Origin of the sequence: Litoribrevibacter albus, assembly GCF_030159995.1 — a bacterium.
GTDB classification, from domain to species: Bacteria; Pseudomonadota; Gammaproteobacteria; order Pseudomonadales; family Litoribrevibacteraceae; genus Litoribrevibacter; species Litoribrevibacter albus.
In genome coordinates this window covers 820183-836910 of sequence record NZ_BSNM01000016.1, presented here as the reverse complement: position 1 = coordinate 836910, position 16728 = coordinate 820183, and the positions used below count along the sequence as shown (strand labels likewise).

The window sequence follows — 16728 nt, the reverse complement described above, 5'->3', positions numbered from 1 at the left end:
ATTACAGTAATAGGTAGTTACTGTAATAGACAGTTACTGCGACTATCCCTGTTACGTGTCTTTAAAGTCGCATATTATATAACCCATGATCTTTACACGACCACTGCAACCTAACGACTGTGGTTCAATACTCGTGTGACACACTCAATTAGAAGGTATTAAGAATGTCTCAGAATAATAAAAAATATCATGTCTACGGTTTGGGCAATGCGTTAGTAGATATGGAGTTCGAAGTGAGCGATCAGTTCCTTAGTGATAAAGGAATTGAGAAAGGAATGATGACGTTGATCGATGAAAATCAACATCACGTCCTATTTGATGACCTCAAAGATACCTTTGGTGTGGTGAAACAAGCCAGTGGTGGTTCAGCAGCAAATACTATCATTGCGGCCAGCTACTTCGGTGCCAATAACTTCTATTCTTGCCGGGTATCAGACGATGAAACCGGTGACTTTTATGTAAAAGACTTAATGGCGGCCGGCGTAGACACCAACATGAACGGTAACCGTGAAACCGGCGTAACCGGTAAGTGTTTGGTGATGGTAACGCCAGATGCCGAGCGCACCATGAATACGTACCTGGGTGTGTCTGAGCATTTTGATCACAGCAATATTGTGGAAGACGCCATTGCCGATTCAACCTACCTCTACATTGAAGGCTATTTGGTAACGTCTGAATCAGGCCGACATGCTGCGATTCAGGCACGCGAAGCCGCAAAAAAAGCAAACACCCAAATTGCGATGACCTTTTCAGACCCGGCAATGACCCAGTTCTTCAAAGACGGGTTAGTAGAAATGTTGGGGGACGGCGTGGATTTGTTGTTCTGTAATGAACATGAAGCGCAACTGTTCACAGGAAAAGAAACCGCTGAAGCTGCCATTTCAGAGCTAGCTAAGTTCGCGCCTCACCTGGTTGTGACCTTGGGCAAAGACGGTGCGTTGATTGTGAAGGACGGTGAGCGTTATCAAATTCCTGCGTTCCCGGCAAAAGCCATCGACACCAACGGTGCTGGTGATATGTTTGCGGGAGCCTATTTGTATGCCATTACACACGGTCATTCGCCTCAGGAAGCAGGTCGCTTAGCAAGCCGTTCTGCCTCTGAGCTGGTAACGCATTTTGGTGCACGCTTACCTGCAGAAAGCCACGACCAACTAAAACAAGAGATTCTATAATCTTTATTTCTTCCTACCCGAGTAGGAAATAGAGAGTGACAGGCGTCAGGACGAACAGAGTGGAACAGAAACAATACGTACAATGGTTTAGAAATACCTCTCCTTACATCAATGCACACCGTGGTAAAACCATCGTGTTGTTATTGAATGGTGAAAGTATTGCGGACCCGAACCTCCCGAATATCATTCACGATATTGCCACTCTGAGCAGCCTTGGCGCCAAACTCTGTATTGTGTTTGGGGCACGACCTCAAATCGAACAAAAGCTGGCAGAACATCAGTTGGAGTCGATTATCAAGCTCACCCATCGAGTGACCTCCGATACTGCCCTGCCGCATATTAAAGATGCCGTAGGCAGCATCCGCATTCAATTGGAAGCTCTGTTATCGATGGGTTTACCGAACTCACCGATGCACGGTGCCGACATCAGAATCAGCAGTGGTAATTACATCACAGCCCAACCGATTGGTGTCAAAGAAGGCATCGACTTTGGACACACGGGTGAAGTCAGACGCATAGACCATCAGGCTATTCTGGATGACCTCAATCACGGACGGATCGTGTTGATTCCCCCAATGGGGTTCTCACCCACGGGCGAGGTGTTTAACCTCTCTTCTGAAGCGTTGGCCACCGACGTTGCCAAAGCGATTCATGCCGACAAACTGATTTTGTTCCAGAAAGAAGCCGGCGTGATGCAGGATGGGCAATTGGTTCGTGAATTAACGCCGCTCAAGATTAAAACCCTGCTAGCTGAACACCAGCTGGACGCCATCATTGAAGCCAACCTGAAATCCAGCCTGGTTGCGTTGAACTACGTCTCTCGTGTTCACCTAATCAGCTATCAGTCTGATGGTGCGTTACTGCAAGAACTCTATACCCTCAACGGTCAGGGTACGCTACTGACACGAGAACCGTCCGAAGTATTAAGAAGAGCCTCGATCAGCGATGTCGCCGGTATTCTCGATCTAATCCAACCGCTTGAAGAAGAAGGCATTCTAGTCAAACGCTCTCGTGAACGTTTAGAACAAGAGATCGAACAGTTCATCGTCATGGATTGGGAAGGGATGATCGTTGGTTGTTCAGCCATGTACCCGTATCAAGATCCGGAAACCAAGACGACCTGGGCCGAACTTGCTTGTGTGGTCGTACACCCGGAATACCGTGGTAATGACCGTGGAGAAAAACTGCTTCACTACGTCGAGCAACAATGCCAACAACGCCAGTACAACACCTTATTTGTGTTAACCACCCGCACCGGTCACTGGTTTATGGAACACGGCTTCAAAGCCATTCAGCCAGAACAACTGCCTCCGGCGCGAAAGGAGCTGTACAACTGGCAACGGAATTCCCGCATTTTGGCTAAATCCATTTAGGTTCGGCAGTTATTTAAGTTCGACCGTTATTTAAGTTCAAAAACTATCCATTTAACTGTCTTCCTTTCTTTTTAAAGCCCCGTTAACACCAAGTGTTGCCGGGGCTTTTTTATGATTTAACCTTTTTTGCCCCTATTTTGACCCACTTTTACCGGACACTTTCGGTATGTTCTAGAGCTAGGTCGTGCCTCATTTGAATTCAGAATCAATTTTCATTCAAAGCCCGACCCCAATTTGAAAGACAACCTTATCCGAGCTGTGTCTGGTTCCTAATGACGAGAACCACACATCAGATCGGACAACAAAAATAATAACAACAAGGAGTCATCCCAATGAAAGCACGCTCACTACGAAAATTAATCACAGGTCTGGCATTTGGCACCGCTACGGCAGTTGCCTCGGCTCAAGATTACAGTCAGATCTATGTTTTTGGAGACAGCCTGTCCGATAACGGTAATCTTCACGCCGTCACACAAGACCCTAACATTCCCGAGCGCTTCACCAACGGTGCGGTAGCCGTCGAAGTACTTGCAGCTCAGTTAGGACTGACGTTATCGCCTTCCTACCACCTGCTGCCGCCGGAAGTCACCTTAGGTAATTACGGCAACAATTACGCCATTGCCGGGGCCATCACTACGGATGAAGATGGCAATCTGGCTACCCCGGACATTAACCTTCCGACACAGGTTGGTGCCTTCCTGCAGATTCACGGCTTCCAGGCTCCTCAAGATGCCTTATATGTGGTCATGATCGGCGGGAATGATATTCGTGCCGCACGCAGTGTCTTGGTGGATGGAGATCTGGGTGCCAGACGCGATGCCAATAAATTGCTCAAGAAAGCGATTCGCTCGGTGGAGACTCAACTGTCCACCTTAATCTCCGCTGGTGCTCAACACATTGTGGTTGTTAACGCTCCGGACATTGGCGCCATTCCTGAAACCGACCTGGTAGCGGCTCAAGCATTGGCGAACGCCGACAATATACGTGATCGAATTGTGGCGAAAAAACTCGAAAAGTTTACTCGTGTCCTGACCGCTGTCTATAACGGTCGATTGTCCGCTGCGGTTTCTGATATCGAAGACGCCACCGGCATCGACATCATCGAATACGATCTATTCAACTTCCTGGATGATGCCATCGACAACTACCAGGAGTACGGCTACACCAATAACACCGACGCCTGTGTCTATGCCATTACCGGCGGAGGCTACAACCCTGAGTGTAACTTCGAGACGTTTGTTTTCTTTGATGAGATTCACCCAACGGCCGTTACTCACCAACGTGCAGCGCTGGAGCTGCACCAATTACTGTCAGAACAATAATCTCCTGCTCAACAGACGACTAAAAAATTCCGACCAGTTATCGACCAACATAATAACGAACACTCAGAACCCATAATCAACACAATAAAGGGTTCAGCGAGGAGTGTGACAGGCAACGGACTGCCAATGCTCATTTTGCCACTAACTGATTGATCTATATCGGTTAGTGGCTTTCTTTTATAGATTTCAATTACCCAAGCTTCAAAGTCTCGTCTACACTAAGTCCAATGGATTTAACTTGGATAAGGCCATCTATCAATGTCAAAACTTCACAACCCCAGCGTCGTAGACAATCTCAAGCAACTCATCGGCGAAGAGAAATTTTCCATCATTCTCTCCAGCTCAAGAGCCTCACTGGAAGGGATTTTGTCTGAATTGAAAACGGCGTATACCAGTGCAGATCATGAAACCATGCGCAGAGCGGCTCACAGTATTAAATCGTCCGTCGGTAATTACGGTGCCGATCCGGTATCGCAAAAAGCCGAAGAGCTTGAACATAAGTACAAGGCTCAGGACATTGCGAACGCGGCAACAGAAATCGAAGAACTCAGTCAGTTGGTGCAAGCGCTCTTGGTTGAATTAGAAGAATATTTATAAGAGTCCGTTGTATTGCTTGATATAGAGACGAGACAACATAGGTAACGATGAATTATGCCGGGTTCCATCTTAATTGTTGATGATATGACGGATAACCGTCTGCTGTTAGACGCCTTATTGTGCGATACCTACCGGATTTATTTAGCAGCATCCGGCCAGGAATGTTTCGAAAAAATTGCAGAGAACAAACCGGGATTGATTCTTCTGGACTTGGTTATGCCCGAGATGGACGGCTTTGAAGTCTGTAAGAAACTTAAATCCGATTATCAAACCCAAGATATTCCGATTATCTTTATCACGTCTTCCACAGACAATGATGAAAAACTGCAAGCGTACAAACTCGGGGCGGATGACTTCATCAATAAGCCGTTTAATCATGATGAACTGATCGCCAAAATCTCTAAAGTGGTTAACAGCCAAAAAAGCATTCAAGAAGCCAAAGAACTGGCCCAGGCTGCACAACAAGCGGCTATGATCGCCATGACCAACTCCAGTGAGTTGGGATTAATTATCAAGTTCATGGAATCGGCCAGTGACTCCGAATCCTTTGAAAGCCTGGCGTCACAATTGAACGAAGTAACGAAGAATTTCGGTTTAATCTGCTGCTTCCAGTTCGCATACGATGACTTTGTATTGAATATAGGAAACGGTTGTATCGATGGCAGTATTGAAGCGAAGATGATCACCGAAGCCCGAAAGGCAGGGGGGATTATCGGTCACGGTAAGCGCATGTTTTTCAATCAAAAATACGTTTCAATGCTGGTCAAAAACATGCCCATTGAAGACGAAGAAAAATGTGGCCGCTACAAGGATAATCTAGCCGTTCTGCTATCTGCTGCGAATGGCGTTGCGAAAACCATCGGTGCCGAGCAGGCAATTAAACAACAACGAAAACAATTAATTGAAACTATTTTTGAATCTACCTATGAGCGAACTCAACATGTCATGGGGCTGGTTCATGTACTCGAAAACAACACCGTCGAGATCGTGCAAGAGATTCGCCTTTCCTTCGAAGAAGCCTTATTTAGTTTGGGACTGACCGAAGAACAGGAAAGTTACCTAATGGGCATTTTCGATGCCGCCATGGATAAAATGGATACAGTGAAAGAAACGGCGGTTGAAGTGGAAGACGCGATGAAGAAGGTGCTTACTGCCTTTGAACAATTACGTGCAGACTAATTAGTAAATTGCGATACCCACAAAAAAGCCCTAACACTGTTAGGGCTTTTTTATCGACGATAGTATTAGTCGTCTAGCATAGCCTTGTCACGAACCGCACCTTTATCGGCACTGGTTGCAAACTTAGCATAGGCTTTCAACGCAGTTGTTACACGACGAGGACGATCCTCTGCCGGTTTCCAACCTTTCTTATCTTGCTCTGCACGACGAGCCGCTAACTCCTCATCGCTAAGCTCCACGTTGATACCGCGATTTGGAATATCGATCACGATCGGATCACCGTCTTTCAGCAAACCAATTGCACCACCTGCCGCCGCTTCCGGAGAACAGTGACCAATAGACAAGCCAGAAGTACCACCAGAGAAACGACCATCGGTCAGCAACGCACAGGCTTTACCCAAACCTTTCGACTTAAGATACGACGTTGGATACAGCATTTCCTGCATACCCGGACCACCTTTCGGCCCTTCGTAACGGATAATCACTACATCGCCTTCTTTCACTTCGTCATTCAGAATGCCGCTTACTGCCGTATCCTGAGATTCGAAGATTTTAGCCTTACCGTGGAAAACCAAAATAGAGTCATCAACACCCGCAGTTTTCACCACACAGCCATCTTGGGCAATGTTTCCGTACAAGACAGCCAAACCGCCTTCTTTCGAAAACGCGTGTTCAAGATCACGGATACAACCTTCTGAGCGATCACCGTCAAGAGTTGGCCAACGCGTACTTTGACTGAAGGCCGTTTGTGTTGGGATACCAGCAGGCCCAGCCTTGAAGAACTTAATCACCTCTTCAGACGGATTACGCATGATGTCCCACTTATCCAACGCGTCTTTCATGGTCTTGCTATGAACGGTAGGAAGGTCGTTATGCAATAAACCAGCGCGATCAATCTCACCAAGAATACCCATGATGCCACCAGCACGGTGAACGTCTTCAATGTGATATTTTGGGGTGTTCGGCGCGACTTTACACAACTGAGGTACAACGCGAGAAAGACGATCAATGTCTTTCATCGTGAAATCCACTTCCGCTTCCTGAGCTGCCGCCAACAAATGCAGAATGGTATTGGTTGAACCACCCATCACGATGTCCAATGTCATCGCATTTTCAAACGCCTTGAAGCTCGCAATAGACCGAGGTAACACAGACTCATCGTTCTCATCGTAATAACGTTTTGCGTTCTCAACGACCAAACGAGCCGCTTCCAGGAACAACTGCTCACGATCTGAGTGAGTTGCCAGAGTTGTACCGTTACCTGGCAGAGACAAACCAATGGCCTCAGTCAGACAGTTCATCGAGTTCGCTGTGAACATACCAGAGCAAGAACCACAAGTAGGACAGGCGCTGCGCTCATATTCCGCCACCTTCTCATCACTTGCCTTATCGTCTGCCGCAATCACCATCGCATCAACCAAGTCCAGCTTGTGCTCTGACAACTTGGTTTTTCCGGCTTCCATCGGGCCACCCGATACAAACACCACAGGAATATTCAGGCGCAACGCGGCCATCAACATTCCCGGTGTGATCTTGTCACAGTTAGAAATACATACCAGAGCATCCGCACAGTGCGCATTCACCATGTACTCAACCGAATCAGCAATGATTTCACGGCTTGGCAAGCTGTACAGCATACCGTCATGCCCCATCGCAATACCGTCATCAACAGCAATGGTGTTGAATTCTTTCGCCACACCACCCGCTTTCTCAATTTCACGCGCCACTAACTGGCCCATGTCTTTCAGGTGCACATGTCCAGGTACAAATTGAGTAAAAGAGTTGGCAACCGCAATAATAGGTTTATGAAAGTCATCGTCTTTCATACCAGTGGCACGCCACAAGGCACGAGCACCCGCCATGTTTCTACCATGAGTGGATGTTTTGGAGCGATACTCAGGCATGGATCTTCCTCATCATTAATCTTATAGGCTCTGCCCTGGCTAACATGACGGGAAACATCATCTCACATCGTCTGAAACCAGGGGGATTACGTTTAGCGGCATAGCATAACAGACCACCCCGCACACTCCCAGCTTTTGGTCACTGGTCGTAAATATGGTCAATCTGACTGACATTTGTAACAATCTGACTATGATAATAAGCTATATTCAGAAGTAGCCTTAATAATGTGACTTATATGACTGAATTAAAAAAACAAATATCAGCATCGCTACGAAAAGATTTAGAAGCCGGAGAGCTTATCTTACCGAGCCTGCCTGAGGTCGCGATGACCATTCAGGAAGAGGTTAAGAAAAAGTCATCCACCGCTCATTCTGTTGCCAAAGTCATCATGCTCGACCCTGGGCTAACCGCTCACTTTTTAAAAGTAGCAAACAGCCCGCTTTACCGTACAAAAAATGCGGTAAAAGGGCTGCCTGAAGCCATTGGTTTGATCGGTATTAATTCAGTGTTAAACATGGCCTTAACCTATACCATGCGGACTATGTTTGTGAACACAGAAGGGCCGTGGAAAAAGGTACTCATTCAGCAATGGAATGAAGCCACCGAACTGGCGGCGATTGTGACCGTACTGGCAGATTACATTCCCAACTTTGACAGTGACCATGTAATGGTTGCCGCGATGTTGCAAAACATTGGGGTATTGCCATTAATCAATCACCTCCAACATTTTCCCGATCTCGAGGAAGAAGACGTCGAACATCTGGTGGAAGAAAACGCCACCAAAGCAGGACTGGCCTTGGTTAAGCTGTGGGGACTGGGACAGAGCTTTGGAGATGTCATTAAGGCCCGTCGGAATTGGAACTTCGAATCCACCGAATCACTGGATACCACGGATCTGATTACGATCGCCCGATACCATTACATGAAGGGCAAAAAACGCCTCTCCGAATGTCCGCCGCCCAGTGAGATTTCAGCATTCCGACACTTGGAAAAATTGAATTTTTCCGCAGATATGAGCGAACAATGGATTGATTCTGCCCGAGAAAAAATTCGGGCGATTAAGCGTATGCTGAGCATGTAGCTCACTCTACATCGATGCATGTTGTAAATTCAGATCGCATGCGTCAAACAAATAAAGGGGCTAATGTGAAATGCATGACCCCTTTATAGTTTCAATAATTAAGATTCAGCCCTTAAAAATCACACGGTGCGCCCGACAGCGCGAAATGCATGTCCATCATATTGATGGCTCTGAATCCCAGCAGCAGGTGCGTATTCAGTAGCTGATTGATTTCAGACGTAGGAATAACACAGTGAATCACCGAACTGCTCACTTGATCATCGGTGATTAAAATATAGCTATCGCCTATCCGCTTCAACGTTTCCACGACATCGCCAATGTCCGCCGAACGAGCTTCGTCCTTGGAAATACAGAACAACGACGATCTGGGAATCATTACATCCCGAACGGATAATTCGGCAATCGGCGTTCCCGATTTTGTCGCATAGGCCACCGCTCGCTGCCCCATAACATCACGTTTCGTCACAATGCCAATCACTTCATTACGACCATTTTCAACCAAACACACCGGCACTTTCATGGCATGCATGACATGCAAGGTGTTCTGTAAACCATCGTCGGCATGAATCGTCACCGTCTTCTGATCCATAAAAGCATCCACTAACGCCGATGCCGGGCTGGAAAGCGACCATTTAATGTTGGGCAGTTTTATTCTGGATGAAGTGGAAGGAACGTTGGAATTTAATGAGACTAACTTTAAAGGCTGATACTGAGTCATTGGGCATCTCCTGCTTATGAGCTACTGCGTCTTCCTTGATCCTCAGAGAGGATTCCATCGAATGATTGTTCGGAGACCTAAAGGGCTAATTCTTGTTGGAATAAACACTTAACGATCAGTTTCAGGATAGACCAGAGGTAGGTGCTCTACCCCAAAAAGAATTGCAACAGGATGTAAAACCGACAAAGGGAGAGAACCATTCTCTCCCTCAAAAAGACAGAAATTACGCCGCTCTTTCTAACACAATGAAGCTGTAATCGTAGGGATTCGGACCTTCAGCTTTGAACTCTTCACGACCAATTTCCTGCCACGCAGATTGATCAAATTCAGGGAAATAGGCATCACCTTCAACGTCCGCATGCACTTGAGTCAGATAGAAACGATCGCACTGATCAAAGGCCATTGCGTAGATTTGAGCACCGCCAATGATCATCGCTTCTTCATAACCATTAATTAACGCCAGACTCTCAGCAAGTTCTTTGGCCGCATCAATGGTCGAAACCACATGCACCCCTTCCGGTGCCTCAAAACCACTTCGGCTCAACACAATGTTGGGACGACCCGGCAAAGGCCTGCCAATCGACTCATAGGTTTTGCGACCCATAATAATCGGCTTACCCATGGTGACCTTTTTGAAGTATTTAAGATCTTCCGGTAAATACCACGGCAGCTTATTGTCCCGACCGATAACTCGGTTCTCAGCCATCGCCACTATCATTGACAGTTTCATTAGGAATCCTTCTCAGAGATGGCAAGCTCGTAACCGAGCCTGCCTGAACATTAGATACGGTGTGGTGATATCGTGCAGCCAATAAACGCGCTTACACATTTACATACTCACCCACTTATACACTGAATGGATATTGGATCGGCTCGTGACACTGGTAGCCGGTGACTTCGAAGTCATCCATCGTCACCCAGGTCTCGATGTCTTCCAATGACTTAATGTCGGGATTGATCGACAACTGAGGCGGCGCAAACGGCTCACGCTTCAATTGAACATCGCGCATCAAGTCCAGCTGATCTTCATAGATATGCGCGTTCACAATCTTGTGATAGGCCATGCCCGGCTTGTGCCCGGTAATCTGAGCTACCAGCGCCAATAACACGTAAACCTGAACCATATTAAAATTCAGCCCTAACGGCACATCGCACGAACGCTGAGTACTGTTAAGGTAAAGCGTATCACCCAACAACGAGAAGTGATGGCTGTACATGCATGGGCGCAGGCACCCCATGTGGAACGCACCAGGGTGATAGAAAGTCAGGATCTCACCACGATCATCCTGCCCTGCTTTCAGGTCATCGATAATCTTACGCAGCAAGTCGACACTGCCACCGTCCGGTTTTGGAAAGTTACGACCAATCGCACCGTAAACCAACCCCATGTCGTCCGTGCCCTTACGATATGGATTGGCTAACCAGGCGTCGTTGTCATTGGCGTTGGCATCCCAGGTTTTTGTGCCCAACTTACGGAAGTCTTCGGCGTTATCGTAGCCACGCAAATATCCGATAATTTCAGCAATGGCCGATTTCCAATAACTCTTTCGGGTTGTCACCAGTGGAAACTCATTCGCACCAACGTTGTAGGTTAAATCAGCATTGATTACCGTTAAGCAACGCTTACCGGTTCTGGCGTTGTCTACCCAAACGCCTTCCTCGACAATTCGAGAGCACAAGTCGAGATATTGTTTCATCGGAAATCGCCTTAATTTTTTAATTAAACGCAAAGAATGGAAGCCGGAAATTGTAGCATGAGGCAGGGATTAAACCCTACCTCTGTACATCGGCTGTTGGTGAATCAGGCTGCGGATGCACTGTTCTTTTTGTAGCCATAAACCATGAATGCCAATCCGATCAAAATCATCGGTGTCGACAGTACTTGCCCCATGGTTAACCAATCACCATACAAGAAGCCAAGCTGTACATCTGGCTGACGAACAAATTCAACGATAAATCGGAAGACGCCATAACACGCAAGGAACAACCCGGACACCACCATACGTGGACGCTCTTTGCTGGAGAAGAACCACACAATCAGAAACAGCGCGACGCCTTCCAAAGCAAATTGATAGAGCTGTGAAGGATGGCGAGGTAATTCATCCGCTCTTGGAAACACCATCGCCCAAGGGACATCCGTTGCCCGGCCCCAAAGCTCACCACCGATGAAGTTACCGATGCGTCCCGCGCCCAAACCGATGGGCACTACCGGCACAATAAAATCCATCAGTTCAAAGAAGGTCTTATTGATCTTACGACCGTAAAGGGTCAGTGAAATCATCACCCCCAATAGACCACCGTGGAAAGACATACCGCCTTCCCAAATAGCAAATAACGATAACGGATCTTCCAGGAAATGACTGAAGTTATAGAAGAGTACGTATCCGATACGCCCCCCCAAAATCACACCCAGGGCACCCCAGAACACCAAATCGGAGATCTGCTCCTGAGTGTACTGTCCATTCTTTTTGGCGCGGTGGTTTAACAGAAAATAGGCGGCGGCAAAGCCCACCAAATACATTAAACCATACCAATGTACTTTTAACGGCCCTAGCTCAATGGCCACCGGATCGATGGAAGGGTAAGCAATCATAACGTCCCTGCGTTTTAGTTAATTTGTTAGAAAATAAATTGTCAGTAAATACACGGTTGAAAACTGGATGGGCCTAGCAATAACCTTTAGTTAGACCCAGAGAGTACAGTAAGTTCGTTACGCAAGTAAGAAACGTGTACCCACAACGACCAATAAGCACGCAAAAATACGTTTCAATACCAAGGGTGGTAATCGATGCGCCAGCTTAGCGCCCTGACGGGCAAAGAACACACTGGTAATAACAATACCAAGGAAAGCCGGCCAATAGACATAGCCGGTACTCCACTCAGGGAGTCCCTGTTTGTCCCAGCCTACCAACACATTGGTTATCGCAGCGATCACGGAAATAGGGAATCCTATCGCCGCAGCCGTACCAATCGCTCGCTGCACTTTGACATTACACCAGGTGAGAAACGGCACAGATAGAGTACCGCCACCAATACCAAAAATCGCAGATGCCCAGCCGATAAAGCTACCGACCAGACCAAGACCCACCGAACCCGGCAATTGACGCGTCGGTTTAGGGCTTAATTGAAAGGCCATTTGGGCCGCCGCACATAACGCGAAGGTTCCAATGATTTTTTGCAAATGTTCGCCACTGAGTTGGTCGGCGGTTGCCACCCCCAACGCAGAACCAATCACAATACCCACCGAGATTTTCTTGAAGGCAGACCAATCCACTCCGCCTTTCTGGTTATGGGTTCGTATCGAACTGATCGAAGTAAAGACAATAGTGGCTAACGATGTGCCCACCGCCAGGTGAGTCAACACCTCCGGGTTCACCTGCTGCGCTTCAAACGCCAAAACCAACGCCGGCACAATGATCATGCCACCGCCGATACCAAACAACCCCGCCAACAATCCAGCGACAGCACCCACCGCTAAATAGACCAAGACAACCATCAATATGTCCTTTTGGTTACAATAAAAAGCTGGCTATTATTGCATCGATTTTTCTAAGATAGAACGATAATTAACGATCCAAACCGGGAAAGCCGTCATGTGCCTAGTGGCCTTAGCCTATAAAGTACATCCAGAATACCCTTTAGTTGCAGTGGCTAATCGTGATGAATACCACCATCGCCAAGCTCACCCTGCACACTGGTGGCCGGATGCGCCGAGTGTCGTGGCAGGCAAGGATCTCAGTGCTGGCGGCAGCTGGATGGCGTCGGATCATCACGGCCGTTTGATCTGTCTGACCAATGTGCGTATGGGGCGGGCGCCTCAGGCAGAGCAAGCCTTGTCACGAGGCAAAATCGTCAGCGACTACATAGTCCAAAACATCCCGGCCGAGCAGTACCTCAAACAGCTGAGTGATCGTTGTCATCTCTTTAATCCGTTCAATCTGCTGATCTATGAATCGGGAAAGCTGTTTTACTGCAACAGCCTGAACCGAGGCTTCTTATCACTTCCCCCTGGACTGTATGGACTCAGTAATGCGTTTCTTGATACTCCCTGGCCGAAAGTCCAGGCGGTAAAATCGCACTTACAGCACGCCATTATTGAAGATCAGATTAATCCGGATACATTGACCAACACCTTGTCCGACAGAACGCCTTACGCCCATGAATTACTACCGGACACCGGCATTCCGAAAGAGATGGAGCACATACTGTCATCGGCCTTTATTGTCAGTCCGACCTACGGTACCCGATGCACCAGCGTGTTTTGGCAGGATCAAAAATCGAAGTGTTATTTCAGAGAGAGTAACTGGTTTGCTACCGGAGAAATGGCATCACAGCAGGAATTTTCCTGGAAAGCCAAACATTTCCAGAAAGTGCCAGCACAACATTCCATACAAAAGCCTTATTTGCTATAGGAAAGCGGAACCTATCAGCAACGCCGGTTTGCTTTCTGAAAATTCGCTTTTAGAATGTGATCCGATTCCTGACCAGACTTAAACGTCTTCACAAAACAGGCGATAACTGATTCAAACTGTAACCGAAAACTCGGACACATATTCTGTGGTCTGTCCATAATTAAACTATGGCTGAACGAAAGAAATTCGAATTATATCCGGGCATTACAATCTCTTGTGTATTGGTACTGTGTACCTCCGCACTGGCCTTTGCCTTGTCTGCCGCATCCGAGATCAAACCGATCTTGCCTATCCCTGTGGCCGAAAAATACATTACTCAGTTACTGACTCGCCCCCAGCATCACTTTCAGGAAAGCCAGCTAGAACACCCGCAGCAGATAACACAGATTTACCATCGTATGAAAAATCAAACGCTGTGGTTTGATAATTTTGATCTGACCCCCGCCGGTCAATCTCTGGTTCAAGCACTCAAAGAAAACGCCGTCGATCAACCAGAGAATTACCCCTACCATGTGGATCACATCCTCTATCGTCTGCAAAGCATGCAAACCCACCCGAAGGAAGTCACTCACCTTGATGTCTTATTAACCGATGCATTTCTAAGTTACGCCAACGATGCCCTGTCTGGCGCACTCATTCCAAACCAGAATGAACCGGATCATCCCGCGATTATAAAAACCGCCGCATCCCATCAGGAATACCTAGATTATGCCTCCCCCGCACCGCCTGAAGCCATCAGTCTTCTGGACGGTGAATTGCCACGCGACCAACTGCAAAGTTTAATTGAGCAAGTACTGACGCCTCAGCACTCAGGGTATTTAAAACTCAGAGATGCCCTCGATTATTACCTGAAGCTGGCGCAATCGGAGTATTCCTGGACCCCTTTCAGCGAGGAAAGCGAATTAAAAATGGGGGATCATCACCCAGAAGTAATTCAACTCAGAACACGACTGGCGTTGTTAGGAGACTTGTTCAATCACAGTTTCCAAATGATTCCTGCGCATAACTTTCTCGAACTGGCGGCACGGGACTTCAATACCCCGCTTAATTTTCCCGGGAATGAACTTCAACCACATCAGGACTATTTCGACGCCAATCTGGTTGAAGCGTTAAAACAATTCCAACGCCGACATGGCCTTCATCCCAACGGCATTCTCGATGAAAACACTCGAGCCCAACTCAACATCACCCCGGATCAACGTATTCATCAAATCGCCGTTAATATGAAACGCTGGCGCTATCTTCCTGAGACTCTGGGCGCTCGTTACATCATGGCAAACATTGCCGATTACACCCTGCAAGTGGTGGATGACGGGAAAACCACGTTAGAGATGGATATCATTGTTGGACGAGCCAGTCGCCGTACCCCCATTCTCGTGCAGAACATGCGCACTTTAGTGCTCAATCCCACCTGGACCATTCCACCACGCATTGCTCGAACCAGTGTCCTGCCGAGAGCTAAGAAAAACCCTAAGTATTTAGCCAAACGTGGCATTGAAATTGTGCGCGGCACGGGGCCGGAACGTAAAGTCATAGACCCCAAAAGCATTGACTGGAAACACATTGATCTTGAGCACTTCCCCTACCGCTTAGAACAAAAGCCCGGCCGAGGTAACGCTTTGGGTGAAGTGAAATTCCCGCTCAATAACGATTTCGCCATTTATCTGCACGACACATCACAACCGAAATTGTTTGAACGTTCGATGAGGGCGTTGAGTTCCGGCTGTGTACGGGTGTCCAAGCCTCGTGAATTGACCGCCGAGTTGCTCAAGGATAACCCCGGTTGGGATATGAAGCGTATTGCGCGGGCACACCGAAATAAACGCACCATGTATTTAGGATTAAAACAGGAAACCCCGGTCTATTTGATGTATTGGACAGCCTGGGTGGACGATCATGGAATGATTCAATTCAGGGATGACATCTATCATCGAGATACCAAAGCAGATCACAGCGCGACTATCTCAATGCTATAAACCAGATCAAGGCAAGCTAACTCCCGGTCACCTCATTTCTAGTGGTACAGAGCCACGCATTTCTCTGCCACAAACGCTTTCAATGCCTGAACTGCAGGCGTCAGCAAACGACGATCGCCACACATCAAATGAAAGGGCGCCGCTTCTGTTTGCCATTCAGGACATAGCTCGATCAAACGTCCGGCTCTTAAATCTTCCACCACATCTAGTCGGGATTTATAAGCAACGCCCTGACCGGAAAGAGCCCAACGCCGCACGGCGTCGCCATCATCAGCCACTCGATTACCCCGGACCTTTACCGTGATAGGTTGCCCGGCCAACGAAAAGTGCCAACGATTATGCACCTCATCGCCGAGCATGAAGCACAAACAGTTGTGGTCTTTTAGCGATTCGGGTGATTCAGGCAGACCTTGTTGGTTCAGGTACTCAGGTGAGGCACAGAGCACCCGTCGATTCTCTGCCAGCAAAGGCAAGGCAATTAATCGGCTGTCCGGCGGCGGGCCATAGCGAAATGCGATATCAATAGGCTGTTGATAGATGTTCACCAAGCGATCTGATAGCTGCACTCGTAACTCAACCTTCGGGTGCATTTGTTGAAATTCATCCAACCAGGACAGCAAATGCCGTCGGCCAATATCCGATGGCATAGACACTTGCAGGACATCCTGAATAACGGTCTCGCCGGCACGTACCGACTGATAGCCATCATCAATCAACTGCAGCGCCTTTTGGCAGTGATCCAAAAACACCTCACCCTGATGGGTCAACCGCAGATGCCGTGTCGAGCGGATAAATAACGGAGCTCCCAGTTCGGACTCCAATCGTTTTACTGCTGCACTGGTCACCGCTGGCGACAAATCCAGATGACGAGCGGCCGCCGACAATCCTCCTTGCCGTGCCGTTTCCACAAATATACGTAATTCTTGTATCGAACTCATTTTCAATATTTTTTTGAAATTAATTCAAATACTAAGTCATTTTTCAAAATTAATC

At 47.7% G+C, this 16728-nt stretch carries 15 protein-coding genes; 8 read left to right on the top strand and 7 right to left on the bottom strand.

Annotated features, from left to right (window positions below):
• The first annotated feature begins 164 nt into the window (after positions 1 to 164).
• From QQL66_RS18385 to QQL66_RS18365, 5 genes are all read left to right on the top strand, one after another.
• Positions 165 to 1172 carry an adenosine kinase gene (locus QQL66_RS18385; RefSeq protein ID WP_284383440.1) on the top strand — a complete coding sequence of 336 codons (1008 nt, stop codon included), beginning with the start codon at positions 165 to 167 and terminating at the stop codon, positions 1170 to 1172.
• Between the two features lie 59 nt (positions 1173 to 1231).
• Complete coding sequence (gene argA, locus QQL66_RS18380; protein ID WP_284383438.1) at positions 1232 to 2545, top strand: amino-acid N-acetyltransferase; 1314 nt, start codon at positions 1232 to 1234, stop codon at positions 2543 to 2545.
• Between the two features lie 332 nt (positions 2546 to 2877).
• Positions 2878 to 3867: an SGNH/GDSL hydrolase family protein gene (locus QQL66_RS18375; RefSeq protein ID WP_284383436.1), complete on the top strand. Its 990-nt coding sequence runs from the start codon at positions 2878 to 2880 to the stop codon at positions 3865 to 3867.
• Positions 3868 to 4125: 258 nt separating this feature from the next.
• Positions 4126 to 4464 carry an Hpt domain-containing protein gene (locus QQL66_RS18370; protein ID WP_284383435.1) on the top strand — a complete coding sequence of 113 codons (339 nt, stop codon included), beginning with the start codon at positions 4126 to 4128 and terminating at the stop codon, positions 4462 to 4464.
• A gap of 54 nt (positions 4465 to 4518) precedes the next feature.
• The gene (locus QQL66_RS18365) at positions 4519 to 5643 is read left to right on the top strand and encodes a response regulator (RefSeq protein ID WP_284383433.1); all 1125 of its coding nucleotides are present in this window, start codon (positions 4519 to 4521) and stop codon (positions 5641 to 5643) included.
• A gap of 65 nt (positions 5644 to 5708) precedes the next feature.
• Here QQL66_RS18365 and ilvD read toward each other — a convergent pair whose 3' ends face one another.
• Positions 5709 to 7547: a dihydroxy-acid dehydratase gene (gene ilvD, locus QQL66_RS18360; RefSeq protein WP_284383431.1), complete on the bottom strand. Its 1839-nt coding sequence runs from the start codon at positions 7545 to 7547 to the stop codon at positions 5709 to 5711.
• 236 nt (positions 7548 to 7783) lie between these two features.
• On the opposite strand from ilvD, the gene QQL66_RS18355 reads away from it, so the two are divergent.
• Positions 7784 to 8629 carry an HDOD domain-containing protein gene (locus QQL66_RS18355; protein ID WP_284383429.1) on the top strand — a complete coding sequence of 282 codons (846 nt, stop codon included), beginning with the start codon at positions 7784 to 7786 and terminating at the stop codon, positions 8627 to 8629.
• Between the two features lie 112 nt (positions 8630 to 8741).
• Here the strand turns inward: QQL66_RS18355 and QQL66_RS18350 are convergent, their stop codons facing one another.
• From QQL66_RS18350 to QQL66_RS18330, 5 genes are all read right to left on the bottom strand, one after another.
• The gene (locus tag QQL66_RS18350; protein WP_284383427.1) at positions 8742 to 9347 is read right to left on the bottom strand and encodes a CBS domain-containing protein; all 606 of its coding nucleotides are present in this window, start codon (positions 9345 to 9347) and stop codon (positions 8742 to 8744) included.
• 223 nt (positions 9348 to 9570) lie between these two features.
• Positions 9571 to 10077, bottom strand: coding sequence for a dihydrofolate reductase (locus QQL66_RS18345; protein ID WP_284383425.1), 507 nt, complete (start codon positions 10075 to 10077; stop codon positions 9571 to 9573).
• Positions 10078 to 10192: 115 nt separating this feature from the next.
• Positions 10193 to 11044 carry a thymidylate synthase gene (locus QQL66_RS18340; protein ID WP_284383424.1) on the bottom strand — a complete coding sequence of 284 codons (852 nt, stop codon included), beginning with the start codon at positions 11042 to 11044 and terminating at the stop codon, positions 10193 to 10195.
• Between the two features lie 104 nt (positions 11045 to 11148).
• Positions 11149 to 11940, bottom strand: a complete 792-nt coding sequence (gene lgt, locus QQL66_RS18335; protein WP_284383423.1) for a prolipoprotein diacylglyceryl transferase — start codon at positions 11938 to 11940, stop codon at positions 11149 to 11151.
• Between the two features lie 117 nt (positions 11941 to 12057).
• The gene (locus QQL66_RS18330; protein ID WP_284383422.1) at positions 12058 to 12843 is read right to left on the bottom strand and encodes a sulfite exporter TauE/SafE family protein; all 786 of its coding nucleotides are present in this window, start codon (positions 12841 to 12843) and stop codon (positions 12058 to 12060) included.
• A 97-nt stretch (positions 12844 to 12940) separates the two neighbouring features.
• Here QQL66_RS18330 and QQL66_RS18325 point away from each other — a divergent pair, with 97 nt between their 5' ends.
• Positions 12941 to 13759: an NRDE family protein gene (locus tag QQL66_RS18325; RefSeq protein WP_284383420.1), complete on the top strand. Its 819-nt coding sequence runs from the start codon at positions 12941 to 12943 to the stop codon at positions 13757 to 13759.
• A 167-nt stretch (positions 13760 to 13926) separates the two neighbouring features.
• On the top strand, positions 13927 to 15735 hold the full coding sequence (locus QQL66_RS18320) for a L,D-transpeptidase family protein (protein ID WP_284383419.1): 1809 nt from the start codon (positions 13927 to 13929) through the stop codon (positions 15733 to 15735).
• Positions 15736 to 15773: 38 nt separating this feature from the next.
• On the opposite strand, the gene QQL66_RS18315 is transcribed toward QQL66_RS18320, so the two are convergent.
• On the bottom strand, positions 15774 to 16673 hold the full coding sequence (locus QQL66_RS18315; RefSeq protein WP_284383417.1) for a LysR family transcriptional regulator: 900 nt from the start codon (positions 16671 to 16673) through the stop codon (positions 15774 to 15776).
• Positions 16674 to 16728: the final 55 nt, after the last annotated feature.